The sequence below is a fragment of the Lysobacter auxotrophicus genome, assembly GCF_027924565.1.
GTDB lineage: Bacteria > Pseudomonadota > Gammaproteobacteria > Xanthomonadales > Xanthomonadaceae > Lysobacter_J > Lysobacter_J auxotrophicus.
This window is the reverse complement of sequence record NZ_AP027041.1, coordinates 3,894,995-3,912,665: the sequence shown is the minus strand read 5'-3', so window position 1 is coordinate 3,912,665 and position 17,671 is coordinate 3,894,995. Positions and strand designations below refer to the sequence as shown.

Below are 17,671 nucleotides of genomic sequence, written 5' to 3'. Positions count from 1 at the left end.
CGTCGTCGGATGCGCGCGCTGCACGAGGCTCAACCCAGCCGCGCGTAGAACACGCCGCGCGGCGGCAACTCGAGCGTGTTCTCGTGCAGCTCGCCGGCGCGTAGGCCATGGTCCGTGAGCGGCACGGCACTCCGCAGTGCCGTTGGTAGGGGCCACTTCCGAGGGGTCGCCGACAGGTTGAACACGACCAGCATCGATTCGCTGGCATCGCGACGCGTGAACGCCAGCACCGGCTCGTCCGCATCGAGGAACGCGATCTCGCCCGACACCAGCGCCGGATGCGACTTGCGCCAGCGCAGCAGGTGGCGCACGCCGTTGAGCACCGAATCGGCGCGCGCATCCTGCGTGGCGACGCTCAGTTCGCCGTGTTCGGGCGGCACTGGCAGCCAGGGACGCGCGGCGCTGAAGCCGCCGTTCGCCTCGCCATTCCACGGCATCGGCGTGCGGCATCCGTCGCGGCCCTTGAAGGTCGGCCAGAACGTGATGCCGTAGGGATCCTGCAGCGATTCGAACGGCACGTCGGCTTCGGTCAGCCCGAGTTCTTCGCCCTGGTAGAGGCACACCGAACCGCGCAGCGAGCACACCAGCGCGACCAGTTGCTGCGCCAGCGCGGCGTCGTACGCGGCGCCGGGGTTCCAGCGCGTCACCGCGCGCTGCACGTCGTGGTTGGAAATCGCCCAGCACGGCCAGCCGTCGCGCATCTTCGCTTCGAGGTTCTCGACCGTGCCGCGGATGTACGCGGCGCTGGAATCGTCGGTCAGCAGCTCGAAGCTGTAGCCCATGTGCAGGCGGCGTTCGTTGACGTACTCGGCCATGGTGGCGAGCGAGTCTTCCGACGAGATTTCGCCCAGCGTGGTCGCACCCGGATAGCGATCGAGCAGCGCGCGCAGTTCCTCGAGGAACGGGATGTTCTCCGGCTGCGTGTTGTTGTACCAGTGGTACTGGAACGCGTACGGGTTGTCCGGGCTGAACCCACGGCCGGTGCGCAATTCCAGCGGTTTGGCCGGGTTGTCGCGCAGCTGCGTGTCGTGGAAGCAGAAGTTGATCGCGTCCAGGCGCAGGCCGTCGACGCCGCGGTCGAGCCAGAACTTCACGTTGTCCAGCGTCGCCTGCTGCACTGCCGGATTGTGGAAATTCAGGTCCGGCTGCGAAGCGAGGAAGTTGTGCAGGAAATACTGCTGCCGGCGCGGTTCCCACTGCCATGCGACGCCGCCGAAGAGCGACATCCAGTTGTTCGGCGGCGTGCCGTCGGGCTTCGCGTCGGCCCACACGTACCAGTCGGCCTTCGGGTTGTCGCGGCTTTCGCGACTCTCCTTGAACCACGCGTGCTCGATCGAGGTGTGGCTGAGCACCTGGTCGATCATCACGCGGATGCCGAGCGAATGCGCCTTCGTGAGCAGGCGGTCGAAGTCGTCGAGCGTGCCGAACAGCGGGTCGACGTCGCGGTAATCGGCGATGTCGTAGCCGAAATCGGCCATCGGCGACTTGAAGAAGGGCGAGATCCAGATTGCGTCCACGCCGAGGCTGGCGACGTAGTCCAGCCGCGCCTCGATGCCCGGCAGGTCGCCCACGCCGTCGCCGTTGGTGTCCAGGAAGCTGCGCGGGTAGATCTGGTAGATCACCGCGCCGCGCCACCAGTTCGTTCCTTCCGCGTTGCCCACTGCCGCCATCTGCCTTCCGTCCCCGACGCTGCCCTGCGTGTGTCTACCGTGTCGTCCATGCCGAACCGGACGCGCGCCCCGGGCGCGCGATGGCGTGCACTATTCCACGGTGCGTCCCCGTCGCGCACCGCCCGGAACGGATGCAGGCCATGAATACGTATGCAGCCCGAACCCCCGTCGCCCCCGCCGACTACCATGGGCCATCGAGTTGGGGACGTTGCATGAATCAAGCCCGCCCGGCGCCGTCGATGCGCCGCTCGCCACGCCTGTTGCTCGCCATCGCGCTCGTCCTGGCCGCCGGTTCCGTGCCGGCCGGGAACGCGTTCGCCGGCGATGCGGCATGGCGCGATGCGATCGCGTGGCAGGGCGCGACGGCCCGCATGCAGTCCGACGGCGCAGGTTGGCGCCTGCAGCGCAAGGACGGCGCCGTGGTCGCGATCCCCGCGCAGCCGATGCGCACGCAGACCGCGAGCCCGATGTTCGATGGCCTGTTCGCGCTGGCGCAGGCGGAACTGACGAAGGCGCAGGTCGAGTCGATCTCCGACAACGCCTACGACCGCGGCAAACCGATTCCCTGCGCGTGCTTCGAAACCGGCGAGAAGTGGCGCTACGTGTGGACGCGCGACCTCGCGTTCGCGGCCGACCTCGCGCTGGCGAAACTGCGTCCGGAGCGCACGCGCAACGCGCTGCGCTTCAAGCTGTCCGACCTGCGCGCGGGCGGGCCGCAGGGCACGTTCGTCGTGCAGGACACCGGCTCCGGCGGTAGCTGGCCGATCAGCAGCGACCGCGTGGTGTGGTTCCTCGCCGCGCGCGGGCTGGTGGATGCGGCGCCAAACGATGCCGATGCGAAGCGCTTCAACGAAGAAGTGTGGACGGCGCTTACCGACACGCTCGCGCAGGATCGCGAGTTCGTCTTCGATGCGAACATGGGCCTGTATCGCGGCGAAACCTCGTTCCTCGACTGGCGCGAACAGTCGTATCCGACGTGGACGGCCGACGACGTCGCGTTCATCGCGCAATCGTTCGCGCTGTCGACCAACGTGCTCCACTACGAGGCGCTGCGCCTGGCCGAACGCATGGCGCGCGAGCGCGGCGACGCGCGCTCCGACGGCTACGCGCAGCAGGCGAAAGCGCTTGCCGCGCAGATCGACCGGCGCTTCTGGCGCGAGGATCGCGGGCTGTACATGAGCTACATCGGCACCGCGGCGCATCCGGCGGCGTTCGAGGCGTACGACCTGCTCGGCCTCTCGCTGCTGATCGACAGCGGTGTCGCGCCGGACGCGCGTGCGCGCCGCGCGCTGGCGAACTATCCGATGCTCGATTCGGGCAGTCCCGTGATCTGGCCGCAGCAGCCGGGTATCGCGATCTACCACAACCGCGCGATCTGGCCGTTCGTGAGCGCGTATTCGCTGCGCGCCGCGCGCAAGCTCGACGACGCGCGCAGGATCGAGCGCGAAGTGCGTTCGATCCTGCGCGGCGCCGCGCTCGCGGGTTCGAACATGGAGAACTACGAACTCCTCACGCAGGCGGTGCACGTCGACGAAGGCGCGCTGAGCGGGCCGGTCGTCAACTCGCCGCGGCAGCTGTGGTCGGTGGCGGGCGCTTTGCAGATGGTCATGGAAGGCGTATTCGGGCTGGAGCCGGATGGTTCGCTCGCACCGAAGCTTCCCGCGTCGCTCGTACCGATGTTGTTCGGCGAGCGCGACCGGATCGCGCTGCACACGGCGGATCGCGACATCGTGCTGGTGCGACCGTCGACCATCGAAGGCGATCTGCTCGTCGCCGGCGACGTAACGCGCGAGGGTACGCGCGAAACCGTCACGCTCGTCGCCAGGCGCAGCGCGGCGAAGGAGACCACCGCTGCGCTCGACGCGGCCGCGTTCGCTCCGCCGTCGCCGGCCGCGCCGAGTCCGGTTCGGGACGCGAAGGCCTGGCGCATCGACCTTCCCGCGCAGCATCGGCTCTACGTCGACGGCGCACTGCATGACGACGCCTCACCGAACGCGCGCACGGTGCGCCTCGCAAAGCGCGATGGCCGTCAATGCGTGTCCACGACGCGCGTGGAGAACGGCATCGAATCGCTGCATTCGCAGACGCGTTGCGTGGGCGACGAGATCGTCGTGAATGGCGAATGGCCGCGCTCGTGGCGCGCGCCGAAGGCCGGCCGATACGCCTTCAGTGTCGAGTTCACCAACACGCACGGCCCGATCAACACCGGCATCACCGCGGCGGTGAAGACGCTGGTCGCGCAGTGCGACGGCGTCGCCGAGCAGCGCGGCACGCTCGTGATGCCGCACGGCGCGGCGATGCAGCGATCGAGCGAGGTCGTGATCGACGTGCCGGGCGGCGCGAGCTGCCGCTTCGCGATCCACGACGGCATCAACATGTCGTACCTCACCCACAATGCCCGTTATACCGGCGGCGTCGGCGGCATCGACGGTCCGATCAACGATGCGACCCTCGGCGCGCTGCACGGCGTGGCGGTGGGTGCCGCCCAACAGGAGTCCGCGCGATGAGCACGAAACCGCAGCTGTCGTTCTGGCAGATCTGGAACATGTGCTTCGGGTTCCTCGGCATCCAGTTCGGCTTCGCGCTGCAGAACGCCAACGTCAGCCGCATCTTCCAGACGCTCGGCGCGAGCATGGACGACATCCCGGTGCTGTGGATCGCCGCGCCGCTCACGGGCCTGATCGTGCAGCCCATCGTGGGCTACATGTCGGACCGCACGTGGACGCCGCTGGGACGTCGCCGACCGTACTTCCTCGTCGGCGCGGTGCTGGCGACGCTGGCGCTGTTCTTCATGCCGAACTCGCCGACGCTGTGGATCGCCGCCGGCCTGCTGTGGGTGCTGGACGCGTCGATCAACATTTCGATGGAGCCGTTCCGCGCCTTCGTCGGCGACCAGTTGCCGACGTCGCAGCGCGCGAGCGGCTACGCGATGCAGAGCTTCTTCATCGGCGTGGGCTCGGTGATCGCGAGCCTGTTGCCGTGGATGCTCGCGAAAGCGGGCGTCGGGAATACCGCCGGCCCGGGCGAAGTGCCGGACACGGTGCGGTACGCGTTCTACTTCGGCGGCGCGGTGCTGCTGCTCGCCGTGGGCTGGACGGTGCTGCGCACGCGCGAGTACCCGCCGGAGACGCTGCGCGCGCACGACACTGCCGCGCGCGAACCGGCGACGGAACTCGACGCAGCCCGCGCCCGCCTCAATGGCGCCGTATGGCTGCTCGCCGGCGTGGTCGGCGCGCTGGCGGTGTGGCGATTCGCGCTCGACAAGCAGCTGTACATCCTCGCGGGCCTGCTCGCCGGCTACGGCGCCGCGCTGCTGCTGGCCAGCGGCATGCGTCGCGATCGCGCGCTCGCGCAGATCGTCGGCGACCTGCACGGCATGCCCGCGGTGATGCGCAAGCTCGCGGTCGTGCAGTTCTTCTCGTGGTTCGCGCTGTTCGCGATGTGGATCTACACCACGGCTGCGGTCACGCAGGTGCATTTCGGCAGCACGGATACGTCATCGGCCGCGTACAACGAAGGCGCGAACTGGGTCGGCGTGCTGTTCGCGGCGTACAACGGATTCGCCGCGCTCGCGGCGATCGCGATTCCGTGGATGGTGCGGCGCCTGGGCCTGCGCGTGAGCCACCTGGTGAACGTCACGCTTGGCGGCGTCGGCCTGCTGTCGTTCCTGGTGATCCGCGACCCCCAGTGGTTGCTGCTGTCGATGGTCGGCGTCGGTTTCGCGTGGGCCTCGATCCTGTCGCTCCCCTACGCGTTGCTGTCCGACAGCGTGCCCGCGGCGAAGATGGGCGTGTTCATGGGCATCTTCAATTTCTTCATCGTCATCCCGCAGCTGGTGGCGGCGAGCCTGCTCGGCTTCCTGCTCAAGCATTTCTTCGCCGGCGCGCCGATCCACGCGCTCACCATCGGCGGCATCAGCCTGATCGTCGCCGGCCTGTGCGTGCTGCGCGTGCAGGACGCGTCCGTCGACGGCCGGCGCGTCGCCGCTGCGGCGGCGACCGGTCATTGAGGAGTTTCGAATGCGCCTGAACGTGTCCTTCCGCCGCCATGCCCTGACGCTCGCGCTCGCGACGTCCATTCCATTCGCGCACGCCGCGCAGGCGCCCGACTACTACGGAACGCTCGAGCCGTTCGCGAAAGAGGCCGTGTACTTCGTCGTGACCGACCGCTTCGTCAACGGCGATCCGTCGAACGACCAGCGCGAACAGGGCGGGCCGGACGCCGCGACACGCACGTTCGACCGCCCCACGCCGGGCAGCGATGCGGGCGACAACATCGGTTATCTCGGCGGCGACTTCCAGGGCATCGTCGATCACCTCGACTACATCCGCGGCATGGGCTTCAGCGCGCTGTGGATCACGCCCATCGTCGACAATCCCGACGAGGCGTTCACCGGCGGCAAGCCCGCGCAGAAGGGCGGTTTCCTCACCGATGGCGGCAAGACCGGCTATCACGGCTACTGGGGCGTGAACTTCTACGAGCTCGACGAACACCTGCCGAGCAAGGGCCTGGATTTCAAGGCGCTCGCCGATGCCGTGCACGGGCACGACATGAAGCTGGTGCTGGACATCGTGGGCAACCACGGCTCGCCGGCGTATTCGATGCCGAGGCCGCAACCGAAGTTCGGCCAGGTGTTCGACGGCGACGGCAAGCTCGTTGCCGATCACCAGAACCTCCCGCCGGGCAAGCTCGACCCGAAGAACAATCCGCTGCACCGGTTCTACAACACGTCCGGCGGCCTGGCGGAACTGTCGGATTTCAACGAGAACAACCCCGAGGTGATGGACTACCTCGCCGGCGCGTACGCGCAGTGGATCGGGCAGGGTGCGGACGCGTTCCGCATCGACACGATCGGCTGGCTGCCGCATCCGTTCTGGCACGAGTTCGTCGCGCGCATGCGCAAGCTGAAGCCGGGCATGTTCATGTTCGGCGAGGCGTTCGAGTACGACGCGAAGAAGATCGCCGAGCACACCTGGTCGCGCAACGCGAACGTGAGCGTGCTCGATTTCCCGCTGAAACAGGGGCTCGAGAAGGCCTTCGGCCACGAGCGCGCGGGCTTCGAGGTACTGGCCGACCGCCTGTTCCTCGACGGCGGGCCGTACGCGAATCCGTACGAACTGGCGACGTTCTACGACAACCACGACATGGCGCGGCTCGACGCGACCGACGAAGGCTTCATCGACGCGCACAACTGGCTGTTCACCGCGCGCGGCATTCCGGTGGTCTATTACGGTTCGGAAGTCGGGTTCATGCGCGGCAAGCCGGAGCACGACGGCAACCGCAACTACTTCGGCGCCGAGCGCATCGCGAGCGCGCCGTCGAGCGCGATCCACCGCAACCTGTCGCGCATCGCGCACGTGCGTGCGGCGTCGCCCGCGTTGCAGCGCGGCTTGCAGGCGAACGTCGAACTGAAGGGCGAGCGCGCCGCGTTCTACCGCGTGTACCAGCACGAAGGCGTCTCGCAGACCGCGCTGGTGCTGCTCAACAAGGGCGATGCGCCGGCGGCATTCGACGTGAAGCAGTGGCTGCAGCCGGGCACGTGGCGCGCGGCGGTTGGCGGTGGCGGGAAGACGGTGCGCGCCGGCGGTTCGCTGAAGACGACGGTGCCTGCGCACGGCGTCGAGGTGTTCCTGCTCGACGCACCCGTGACGCAGCCGCAGCTGCGGGCGGAACTGGATCGGCTGATGAAGGTGAAGCGGCCGCAGTAGCGCGGCCGCTCAGGCGCCGCTGGACTTTCTCACCACCAGCGATGCCGACAGCGTGATGCTCTGCGTCTGCTCGCCGGCGATCTGCCGCAGCAGCGTTTCGACCAGCAGCTCGCCGGCGCGCTTGGTGTCCTGGAACACCGTGGTCAGCGGCGGGCTGGTGAAGCGCGCCATCGGCAGGTCGTCGAAGCCGACCACGGCGATGTCTTCCGGCACGCGCAGGCCGGCGTCGGCCAGCGCGCGCATCGCACCGACGGCGATGAGGTCGCTCGCCGCGAAGACGGCATCGAACGCACCGCCGCGCGCCAGCAGTTCGCGTGCCGCGGCGTAGCCGTCTTCCTCGGAGCTTTCGGCATCGACCTGGAGGATGGCCTCCATCGCGCCGCCGACTTCGCGCAACGCGGCGTCGCAGCCGCGGAAGCGGTCGAAGAATTCCGGGCAATGGCTCGACGCACCGCCGAGGAAGGCGATGCGTCGACGGCCGAGGCCGACGAGGTGTTCGCCGGCGATGCGTCCGCCGTTGAAGTTGTCGCAGCCGATCGACAGGCCCGGCTGGTCGGGCAGTACCGCGCCCCAGCGCACGAAGCGCGTGCCCTGTGCGACGAGTTTCTCCAGCTTGCCCTGGTAGGCGAGGTAGTCGCCGTAGCCCAGCAGGATCAGGCCATCGGCCTTCATGCTGTCCTCGTAGTCGGCATGCCAGTCGTCGGATAGCTGCTGGAACGAGATCAGCAGGTCCTGCCCCTCGCGCGCGCAGGCGCGGGTGATCGAGCCGACCATCGACAGGAAGAACGGGTTGATGTGCGACTCGTCCGGCGTCGGGTCCTCGAACAACAGCAGCGCCAGCGTGCCCGACCGCTGCGTGCGCAGGCTGGAGGCGTGCCGGTCGACCTTGTAGTTGAGCTCGCGAACGGCGTCCTCGACGCGGCGGCGGGTCTCGGCATTGACCAGCGGACTGCCGCGCAGCACGCGCGACACCGTGGCCTGCGACACGCCCGCGCGATGGGCGATGTCGAGCGAGGTGATCTTGGTCTTCTTGCTGCGGCCGATGTAGTGCACTTGCGACATGTTCGCAGTATGTAAGCCCTTGACCGCAAAGGCTTGCGGCAGTGCGGCATGCGGCGTTGCGCGTGCGGGTCGATCCGGCCTGCGGTGGTACGCGCGCCGCTCATGCACGGGGAGGTCCGGCTTGCGGCGAGCGACCGAACCGATTCGTCCATCCGACCGGGGCGACGCCGCCCCTGCGTGAGGGTCGTGCATTCCGGATTACTGCGTTGCACCGCCGTGGATGGGGTCATTCACGCCGCCTCGCTACACTGGCGTGATCGCCGCCACAGTCCGGGACGTCGTCCCACTGCAGCCAAGGCTCCATCAACGAGGTGTGTGTGTCGGGTCCCAGCCAGGTCAAGGATGTTCCCATCGAGGGTCGGGCCCAGCTCGTCGAATTCCTCAGCTCCGGTATCCGGGCGCGCGAGGACTGGCGCATCGGTACCGAGCACGAGAAGTTCGGTTTCCGAACCGACGACCTGCGCCCGCCGACCTTCGACGGCGACCGCGGCATCGAGGCGTTGCTCAAGGGCCTGACCCGTTTCGGCTGGACGCCGGTGACCGAACACGACCGCGTCATCGCCCTCACGCGGGACCAGGCGTCGGTATCGTTGGAACCGGCAGGGCAGCTGGAACTGTCCGGCGCGCCGCTGGAAAACCTGCATCAGACCTGTTCGGAAACCAACAGCCACCTGCGCGAAGTGCGCACCATCGCCGAGCCGATGGGGCTGGGCTTCCTCGGCGTCGGCTTCCAGCCCAAGTGGCGGCGCGACGAAATGCCGTGGATGCCCAAGGGCCGCTACAAGATCATGCGCGAGTACATGCCGAAGGTCGGCTCGCTCGGCCTGGACATGATGACGCGCACCTGCACGGTGCAGGTCAACCTGGACGTCGGCTCCGAGGCCGACATGGTCAAGAAGTTCCGCGTCTCGCTTGCGCTGCAGCCGGTGGCGACGGCGATGTTCGCCGATTCGCCGTTCCTGGAAGGCAAGCCCAACGGCTACCTCAGCTACCGCTCGCACATCTGGACCGATACCGACGCCGGCCGCACGGGGCTGCTCGATTTCGTGTTCGAGGACGGCTTCGGCTACGAGCGCTACGTCGATTACCTGCTCGACGTGCCGATGTATTTCGTCTACCGCGACGGACAGTACATCGATGCGTCGGGGCAGTCGTTCCGCGACTACCTCGACGGCCGGCTGCCGGCGTATCCGGGCCACCGCCCGGTGCTGCGCGACTGGGCCGACCACAGCACGACCGCGTTCCCGGAAGTGCGCCTGAAGAAATACCTGGAAATGCGCGGCGCCGACTCCGGCCCGTGGAACCGCATCTGCGCGCTGCCGGCGTTCTGGGTCGGCCTGCTGTACGACGACGCCGCGCTGGATGCGGCGTGGGACCTGGTGAAGGACTTCACGCTCGAAGAACGCCACGCCCTTCGCGACGGCGTGCCGAAGCACGCGTTGAAGCTGCCGTTCCGCAACGGCACGGTGCAGGATCTCGCGCGCAAGGCGTTGGAGATTTCCGCGCACGGGCTGCGTCGTCGCGCGCGGTTGAACGCGAACGGGGCGGACGAATCGGTGTTCCTGGAACCGATGATGGAGTTCGCCGAAGCGGGCATCACGCCGGCCGAACGCAAGCTCGACCTCTACCACGGTGCGTGGCAGGGCGACATCGATCGCGTGTTCCGCGAATTCGCGTACTGAGCGAGGCGTTTGTCGTCCTTACGCTGCATGCGCGGCGGAAAGCGGGCCGATGGTAGCCCTTCTCCCGCGCGCGGGAGAAGGTGCCGGCAGGCGGATGAGGGCGCTCCGGGATTGGTGAGCGATCACGCGTGATCCCGAGTGCGGCCTTTCGGCCTTACCCGGGCTACAAAGGCCGCAGATGGTACGCGCACCCTGCGTTTGTAGCCCGTATAAGCGGAGCGCATCCGGGGTGAAGGCACCATCACGGCTTCCCCCGGGCTACAAAAGCCGCAGATGGTTACGCACACCTGCGTTTGTAGCCCGGATAAGCGAAGCGCATCCGGGATGGAGCGCGCGCGCTTGGCCACGAGGCAGCGCCGCGTCAGCCGCCTGCCTCACCCGGTGTTCTGGATCCCCGCCGAAATGCCGTTCACCGTCGCCACCAACGCCTGGTACAACGCATCGTCCGGGCGGTCGGCCGCGCGCCAGCGTGCGAGCAGGTCGACCTGCAGCAGGCTGATCGGGTCGACGTACGGATTGCGCAGACGGATCGACTGGCGCAGGCGGTAGTCGCCTTCCAGCAGTTCGTCGCTGCCCTTGATCGCCAGCACCGCCGCGCGCGTGCGTTCGAATTCCGCCGCGATGCCCGGATGGAAACGCTCGTGCAGTTCGCCCGCCAGAAGCGAGTAGCGCTCGAAGATGCCCGGCTCCGACTTGGCCAGCATCATTTCCAGGTCGTCGATCAGGGTGCCGAAGAATGGCCAGTCGCGTGCCATTTCCGCCAGCGTGTCGCGCCCGTGCGTGTCGAGCGCGCGTTGCAGCGCGGTGCCGACGCCGTACCACGCGGTGAGTCCGGCGCGATTCTGCGACCACGCGAACACCCACGGGATCGCCCGCAACGATCCGACGTCGCCGGTGCCGGCGCGCTTGCTCGGCCGCGAGCCGATGCGAAGTCGTTCGATCACGTCGATCGGCGTCGCCGCGCGGAAATACGCGGGAAAGTCCGGGTTCTCGTGCACCAGCGCGCGGTAGTGCGCACGCGCGTCGCCGGCGAGTTCCGTCGCGATCGCGCGCCACTGTTCCTCGCGCGGTTCCGGCGCGCGCGGGCGCAAGGTCGCGCGCAGCACGGCGCCGGTTGCCTGTTCGAGATTGCGCAGCGCGATGGCGCGGATGCCGTATTTGCGATGGATCACCTCGCCCTGTTCGGTCAGGCGCAGGTAGCCGTCGACCGAGCCGCGCGGCGCGGCGATCACCGCACGCTCGGTCTTGCCGCCGCCGCGGCTGATCGAACCGCCGCGGCCATGGAAGAACGCAATGCGCACGCCGCTGTCGCGCGCCAGTTCGGTCAGCGCGATCTGCGTGCGTTGCAGCGCCCAGCGCGAGGCGAGCATGCCGCCGTCCTTCGCGCTGTCGGAGTAACCCAGCATCACGACCTGCCGGTTGCCGCGCGCGGCCAGGTGCGCGCGATATACCGGGTCGTCGAACAGCGCGCGCAGCGTGTCGCTTGCGGCATCGAGATCGTCGACGGTTTCGAACAACGGCGCGACGTCCAGCGGCACGCGGCCGTCGCCGTCGATGCATCCGGCCACGCGCGCCAGCGCGAGCACGGCGAGCGCGTCGGCGGCGCTGCGGCTCATGCTCACGATGTACGGGCCGAAGGCCTGCGCGCCGTAGCGCGGGCGAAGGCGCGCGGCCGCGCGGAACACGTCCAGCGTCGGGCGCGCGGTGCCGTTGCCGACGCCGCGCACCGGCTCGCTGCCGTCGAGCAGGCGATGCAGCCGCTCGGCGCGTTCCTCGCGCGAACGCGATTCCCACTGCGCATCGCCGAGCACGTCGGCAAGCGCCGCGTCGTGCGTCGCCGAGTCCTGTCGCAGGTCCAGGCTCGCCAGGTGGAACCCGAAGCATTCCGCGCGACGACGCAGGCGACGCACCGCGTGTCCGCCGCCGTGCTCGCCCTGGTGCGCGCGCAGGCTGTCCTCGATCATGCGGATGTCGGCGAGGAACGCGGCCGCGTCCGGGTAGCCGTTGACGTGGTCGTCCGCCGTCGCACGCAGCCGCGCGCCGATCAGCGCGAGCAGGTTGCGATACGGCATGTCGGCGTGGCGCGGCTTCAGCGCGGCGGCGGCCTTGGGCAGCAGGTAGCGGTATTCCTCGATGCGCGCGGTCACGGCGTCGGCCACGCCGATGCGCTCCAGCGACTGGCTCAGCAATTCGCCCAGTGCGGCGACTTCCTGCCGGTACGCGCGCAGCACCAGCGCGCGCTGGCCGGCGAGCGTCGCGGCGATGGTGTCGGCGCCGACGTTCGGATTGCCGTCCATGTCGCCGCCGACCCAGGTGCCGAAGCCGATCACGGTCGGCATCGGCACGTGTTCGCCGTAGGTCTCGCGCAGCGCGTCCTCGAACAGTTCGTAGAACACCGGCAGCACGCGGTACAGCACGTCCGACAGATAGAAGCCGACGTGCTCGAACTCGTCGGCGACGCTTGGCTTCACCGGCGGCGTCTCGGCGGTCTGCCAGCTCGCGGTGAGCGCAAGGCGCATGCGTTCCAGGTCGGCGCGATGTTCGTACGGCGTGCGCGTGCGGTCGATGTCGTCGATGAGGCAGGTGACGATCTGGCGCTCCTTTTCCAGCAGCGCGCGGCGCACGGCCTCGGTCGGATGCGCGGTGAACACCGGTTCGATGCGGAGCCGCTGCAGCAGGCCGACCACCTCGTCCAGGCTCACGCCCTGCGCGGCGAGGGTGGCGAGCACGTCGCGCAGTCCGCCCGGCTGGCGACTCGCGCCCTGGCGTTCGTAATCGCGGCGGCGGCGGATGCGGTGCACGCGCTCGGCGACGTTCACCGCCTGGAAGTAGGTGGCGAAGGCGCGCACCAGGTCGCCGGCGTGTTCGAGTTCGACGCCGGCCAGCGCGTCGGCCAGTTCGGCCACCGGCGCGTTCGATTCGCGACGACGGATCGCCGCGCGCCGCAGGTTCTCCACCTCGGCGAGGAACTGCGGCCCGCGCTGTTCGGCGAGGATGTCGCCGACCAGCGCGCCGACGGTTTTCACGTCCTCGCGGAGCAGGGCGTCGTGCGGCGCGAAATCGACGACGCGCAGGGGATCGTTGGCGGACTCGGCGGGCGGGTTCTGGCGGGTCATCCGCCGAGCCTACCGCACTGCAACATGAGGCGGCGCGACGGTTGCGGCTGCAACGGTCGGCTCGCGCCGCCTGCACGGAGTCAGGGCAGGGCGACTGACCGTCGAATCGCGCTCCCGACGTTCTGATTCCTGATCACCCCAGCGCCGGAGTGCGCCATGACGACGCGGTTCCGCCTGTTCGGCCTCGCCCTTGCCTGCCTTGCCCTGACGGCCTGCCCCACGGCGCCCAAGGAGAACACCGCGCAGGAGAGCAATGCGCCGCCGCTGTTCGACACCTTCGGCGAGCAGCATCGCGACATCGCCTCGAAGGTTCCCGAAGCGCAGCGCTATTTCGACCAGGGCCTGCGGCTGGCGTACGGCTTCAACCACGAGGCCGCCGGGCGCGCGTTCGCCGAGGCCGAACGGCTCGATCCGACCTGCGCGATGTGTGCGTGGGGCCAGGCGCTGGTGCTCGGGCCGAACATCAACCTGCCGATGTCGCCGGACCTCGCCGCCGATGCCACCACGCTCGCGCTGCGCGCGCAGCAGCTGTCGAAACACGCGACGCCCGCCGACCAGGCGCTGATCGCCGCGCTGGTCAAGCGTTACGAAACACCGGCGCCGGCCGATCGCGCTCCGCTCGACAAGGCCTACGCGCAGGCGATGGCCGATGCGCACCGCCAGTTCCCGGACGACGACGACATCGCCGCGCTGTACGCCGAATCGCTGATGGACCTGACGCCGTGGGCGTACTGGAACGCGCAGGGCCAGCCGACGCAGTACACCGACACGCTGCTGGCGACGCTGGAGGGCGTGCTCAAGCGCAACCCGCGCCATATCGGCGCCGTGCATTACTACATCCACGCGGTGGAAGCCTCGCACCAGCCCGAGCGCGCCGAGCCGTATGCCGATCGCCTCGCGTCGCTCGCGCCGGGTTCGGGCCACCTGGTGCACATGCCGGCGCACGTCTACATCCGCGTGGGCCGCTATCACGACGCGACGCTGAGCAATCTCGCCGCGAGCACCGCCGACAAGGCGTTCCTCGCCGTGTGCCGCGGCAGCAATGGCGCGTATCCCCTGGGCTACGTGCCGCACAACTGGCACTTCGCGGCGATGACCGCCGCGCTGCACGGCTCGCGCACGCTGGCGATCGAAGCCGCCGAGCAGACCGCGCGGCGCGTCGACGCGAACCAGCTGGAGGCGATGCCCTTCATGCAGCAGTTCCTCGTCGCGCCGCTGTTCGCGCGCGTGCGCTTCGGCGAATGGCAGCAGATCCTCGCCGAGGACGCGCCGCCGTCGGACGTGCCGTTCCCGAAGGCGATCTGGCATTTCGCGCGCGGCATGGCGCTGGTGCGTACCGACAAGCCGGCCGACGCGAAGAAGGAGCTCAAGGCGCTGCAGGCCATCGCGTCCGATCCCGCGCTGGAGAAGGTCGTGCTGTTCGACATCAACCGCGCCGACCGCGTGCTCGACGTCGCCCAGCACATGCTCGCCGGCGAGATCGCGCTGGCCACGAAGCAAACCTCGTCCGGCATCGCCTCGCTGCAGAAGGCCGTGGCCGCCGAGGACCTGCTCAACTACAACGAGCCGCCCGACTGGCCGCTGCCGGTGCGCCCGTTCCTCGGCGCGGCGTTGCTCGATGCAGGACGCGCGAAGGAAGCCGTGGCCGTCTACGAGGAAGACCTGCGCCGCTTCCCGCGCAACGGCTGGTCGCTGTACGGCCTGGCGCAGGCGCAGCGCAAGCTCAAGCTGAAGGACGCCGCCGTCGAAACCGAACGCCGCCAGGCCGCCGCATGGCAATGGGCCGACGTGAAGCTGGTGGCGTCGCGGTTCTGACGGAGCGTGGGGCCTGCGAGGCGTAGGGCGGCAGGCCCGGAGCGGGGTAAATGCGGGACGGCGGGTTCGATCTCCCTGTTCATCTAACCGCCGCCGCCGTTCTTGTCACCGCTGACACAAACCGGCAACCGCAAACAACATCGCGTGGGCAGGATCGAGGGTGAGTCGTGGACCCATGTGTCCCGTTGCCGCCATCGGAGATCCCCCGATGGCGGCATTTTTCTGTCCGACGCGCGGAGCCCGGGAACCGGGACAATTCGTTCACGGTCTGCCTACACTCGCAAACGCCCTTCCGTTCGTGGTGGCATGGATCTGCAGTCCCTCCTGCTCGTCGTCGACGACGACCCCGACCTCCGCCGGCTCATCTCCGGCTTCCTGACCGAACACGGCTACCGCGTGGAAACGGCCGAAGATGCCGTGCAGATGCGCCGCGTGCTGGACGAGCAGCGACCGGACCTGGTGATCCTGGACGTGATGATGCCCGGCGAGGACGGCCTGAGCGCCGCGCGCCGGCTGACGAGCGAGCGCGGGCCGGCGCTGATCATGCTCAGCGCGCTGGGCACCGATACCGATCGCATCATCGGGCTAGAGATCGGCGCCGATGATTACCTCGCCAAGCCGTGCAATCCGCGCGAACTGCTCGCGCGCGTGCGCGCCGTGCTGCGCCGCCGGCAGCTCGCGGCCGATGCGGCCAGCGGCCATATGTACGAATTCGCCGGCTGGCACCTGGACGTGATCCGCCGCGCGCTGCGCGATCCGGGCGGCACGTACATCAACTTGTCCGACGGCGAGTTCTCGCTGCTGCGGACCTTCGTCGAACACCCGCAGCGCGTGCTCAGCCGCGACCAGTTGCTCGACTGCGCGCGCGGCCGCGACAGCGAGGTGTTCGATCGCGCGATCGACAGCCAGATCAGCCGCCTGCGCCGCAAGATCAACGAGCGCGGCCACACCGAACTGATCCGCACCGTGCGCAACGAGGGCTACATGCTGTTGCCGACGGTCACGCGCCTGTGAACACGCGCGGCCTGCCGATCTTCGCGCGCACCTTCCTGGTGCTGCTGGCGGCGCTCGCCGTCGCGTACGGCATCGGCATCGCGCTGCTCGCGTTGCGCGAACCGCCGCCGGCGGTGCGGTTGTCGGAAGTCGTCGCGCTGCTGTCCACGCGCATGCCGTCGGGCAATCCGCTGCTGGCGGTGAGCGAATCGGACGAGGCGCCGCAGCCGGAGCACGGCTTCCTCAGCCCGCCGCCGCTGCGCACGCTGCTGGCGCAATGGCTGGACGTGCCCGAAGACCGCGTGCGCTTCTTCGTCGCGGGGCCGAACATGCTGCCGCCGTTCCGGCGCATCGTCGTGGCGCCGGGCGTGCCGCTGGCGCGTGCGGACGCGATGGATCCCGCGGTGCTGGTCGACTTCATCGTGCCGCCGGCCGCCGCGCAGGCGCCGGTGCTCCCGGAGCCTGCGCGCGTCGAGCCGTCGCGCCAACGCCAGGCGGTACGCGTGGGCGAACCGCAGCGCGTCGGCGGTCCGCCGATCGTGCACGACCGCGGCTGGCGCGCCGACTCGCATCTGCCGTTCGCGTTCGTCGCCGCGTTGCGCCAGCCGGACGGGCGTTGGCGTCGCGTGGAACGCATGGACCACGGCGTCGGCATCGGCCGCGCGTTCGCGATGATGTTCGCGATGGGCCTGGTCGCGCTGCTGCCGCTGGCGTGGTGGTTCTCGAGCGCGCTCGCCGGGCCGATCCGCCGCTTCGCCGCGGCCGCCGACCACATGGGCCAGGACGCGCACGCGCCGCCGGTACCGCTGGAAGGGCCGGCGGAAATCCAGCGCGCGGCGGCGTCGTTCAACGCGATGCAGGCGCGCATCAACCGGCTCGTGCGCGAACGCACGCAGATGGTCGCCGCCATCGCGCACGACCTGCGCACGCCGCTGGCGCGGTTGTCGTTCCGACTGGACGGCCTGCCCGCCGAGGCGCGCGAGAAGGCGACCGCCGACATCGCCGAGATGTCGCAGATGATCGAGGCGGCGCTGGAGTTCATCCGCGAGCAGCACCGCGAGCGCGTGCGCGAGCGGCTCGACCTGCGCCTGCTGGTGGAAAGCGTGGTCGACGAGCAGGCCGACATGGGCCACGCGGTGGCGCTCGCGCCGGGCGCGTCGGCACCGCTGCGCGGCGACCCGCTTGCGTTGCGGCGCATGGTCGCCAACCTGGTCGACAACGCGATCAAGTACGGTCGCGCGGCGCGCCTGTCGCTGCATCCGGAGGCCGACGGCTACCGCCTGTGCATCGACGACGACGGTCCCGGCGTGGACATGACCCGGAGCGAGCAGCTGTTCATGCCGTTCGTGCGCGGGGAGAGTTCGCGCAACCGCGAAACCGGCGGCATCGGCCTGGGTCTGGCGACGGCGCGCGGCGTCGTGCTCGCGCACGGCGGCGACATCGCCCTGGCGAACCGCGACGAAGGCGGACTGCGGGTCACGGTGACGCTGCCGCATGAGGTGGGGTGAGGCGGTCGTGACGCGCCGCGCGCGACGCGGCCGATGGTCCTGAACGATTCAGCAAACGCCGCATCGCTTCACGTCTGGCGCGCCCGTCCGGGCGTATTCTCGAATCGCCGTCACCGT

10 protein-coding genes are annotated in these 17,671 nt (G+C 69.3%); 7 read left to right on the top strand and 3 right to left on the bottom strand.

The window, feature by feature from the left end; translation table 11 throughout:
* Positions 1-29 precede the first annotated feature (29 nt).
* Positions 30-1,670: an alpha-glucosidase family protein gene (locus LA521A_RS17845; RefSeq protein ID WP_281780183.1), complete on the bottom strand. Its 1,641-nt coding sequence runs from the start codon at positions 1,668-1,670 to the stop codon at positions 30-32.
* A 212-nt stretch (positions 1,671-1,882) separates the two neighbouring features.
* Between LA521A_RS17845 and LA521A_RS17840 the strand changes: the two genes are divergently transcribed.
* The 3 genes from LA521A_RS17840 to LA521A_RS17830 are packed head-to-tail and all read left to right on the top strand — an operon-like array spanning position 1,883 to position 7,378.
* Positions 1,883-4,177, top strand: a complete 2,295-nt coding sequence (locus LA521A_RS17840; protein ID WP_281780182.1) for a glucosidase family protein — start codon at positions 1,883-1,885, stop codon at positions 4,175-4,177.
* The gene (locus LA521A_RS17835) at positions 4,174-5,679 is read left to right on the top strand and encodes an MFS transporter (protein WP_281780181.1); all 1,506 of its coding nucleotides are present in this window, start codon (positions 4,174-4,176) and stop codon (positions 5,677-5,679) included. Before LA521A_RS17840 ends, LA521A_RS17835 begins: the two co-directional genes overlap by 4 nt.
* 10 nt (positions 5,680-5,689) lie before the next feature.
* Positions 5,690-7,378, top strand: a complete 1,689-nt coding sequence (locus LA521A_RS17830) for an alpha-amylase family glycosyl hydrolase (protein ID WP_281780180.1) — start codon at positions 5,690-5,692, stop codon at positions 7,376-7,378.
* A 9-nt stretch (positions 7,379-7,387) separates the two neighbouring features.
* Here the strand turns inward: LA521A_RS17830 and LA521A_RS17825 are convergent, their stop codons facing one another.
* On the bottom strand, positions 7,388-8,440 hold the full coding sequence (locus tag LA521A_RS17825) for a LacI family DNA-binding transcriptional regulator (RefSeq protein ID WP_281780179.1): 1,053 nt from the start codon (positions 8,438-8,440) through the stop codon (positions 7,388-7,390).
* Positions 8,441-8,757: 317 nt separating this feature from the next.
* On the opposite strand from LA521A_RS17825, the gene LA521A_RS17820 reads away from it, so the two are divergent.
* Entirely contained in the window at positions 8,758-10,122 is a 1,365-nt protein-coding gene (locus LA521A_RS17820; protein ID WP_281780178.1) for a glutamate--cysteine ligase, read from the top strand.
* A gap of 374 nt (positions 10,123-10,496) precedes the next feature.
* Here LA521A_RS17820 and ppc read toward each other — a convergent pair whose 3' ends face one another.
* A complete protein-coding gene (gene ppc, locus LA521A_RS17815; RefSeq protein ID WP_281780177.1) occupies positions 10,497-13,238 on the bottom strand; it encodes a phosphoenolpyruvate carboxylase in 2,742 nt (913 codons plus the stop codon).
* Between the two features lie 156 nt (positions 13,239-13,394).
* Between ppc and LA521A_RS17810 the strand changes: the two genes are divergently transcribed.
* The 3 genes from LA521A_RS17810 to LA521A_RS17800 all read left to right on the top strand — a co-directional run bounded on the left by LA521A_RS17810 (position 13,395) and on the right by LA521A_RS17800 (position 17,554).
* On the top strand, positions 13,395-15,053 hold the full coding sequence (locus LA521A_RS17810) for a tetratricopeptide repeat protein (RefSeq protein WP_281780176.1): 1,659 nt from the start codon (positions 13,395-13,397) through the stop codon (positions 15,051-15,053).
* A 306-nt stretch (positions 15,054-15,359) separates the two neighbouring features.
* Positions 15,360-16,067 (top strand): response regulator, encoded by a 708-nt coding sequence (locus tag LA521A_RS17805; protein WP_281780175.1) that lies wholly within the window; start codon positions 15,360-15,362, stop codon positions 16,065-16,067.
* On the top strand, positions 16,064-17,554 hold the full coding sequence (locus LA521A_RS17800) for an ATP-binding protein (protein WP_281780174.1): 1,491 nt from the start codon (positions 16,064-16,066) through the stop codon (positions 17,552-17,554). The genes LA521A_RS17805 and LA521A_RS17800 overlap by 4 nt, the downstream gene beginning before the upstream one ends.
* The last annotated feature ends 117 nt before the right edge of the window (positions 17,555-17,671 follow it).

Bases quoted from the DNA above. Each gene is read 5' to 3' on its own strand.
- LA521A_RS17845 (WP_281780183.1), bottom strand. From the start codon at position 1,670: ATGGCGGCAGTGGGCAACGCGGAAGGAACGAACTGGTGGCGCGGCGCG.
- LA521A_RS17840 (WP_281780182.1), top strand. From the start codon at position 1,883: ATGAATCAAGCCCGCCCGGCGCCGTCGATGCGCCGCTCGCCACGCCTG.
- LA521A_RS17835 (WP_281780181.1), top strand. From the start codon at position 4,174: ATGAGCACGAAACCGCAGCTGTCGTTCTGGCAGATCTGGAACATGTGC.
- LA521A_RS17830 (WP_281780180.1), top strand. From the start codon at position 5,690: ATGCGCCTGAACGTGTCCTTCCGCCGCCATGCCCTGACGCTCGCGCTC.
- LA521A_RS17825 (WP_281780179.1), bottom strand. From the start codon at position 8,440: ATGTCGCAAGTGCACTACATCGGCCGCAGCAAGAAGACCAAGATCACC.
- ppc (WP_281780177.1), bottom strand. From the start codon at position 13,238: ATGACCCGCCAGAACCCGCCCGCCGAGTCCGCCAACGATCCCCTGCGC.
- LA521A_RS17810 (WP_281780176.1), top strand. From the start codon at position 13,395: ATGACGACGCGGTTCCGCCTGTTCGGCCTCGCCCTTGCCTGCCTTGCC.
- LA521A_RS17805 (WP_281780175.1), top strand. From the start codon at position 15,360: ATGGATCTGCAGTCCCTCCTGCTCGTCGTCGACGACGACCCCGACCTC.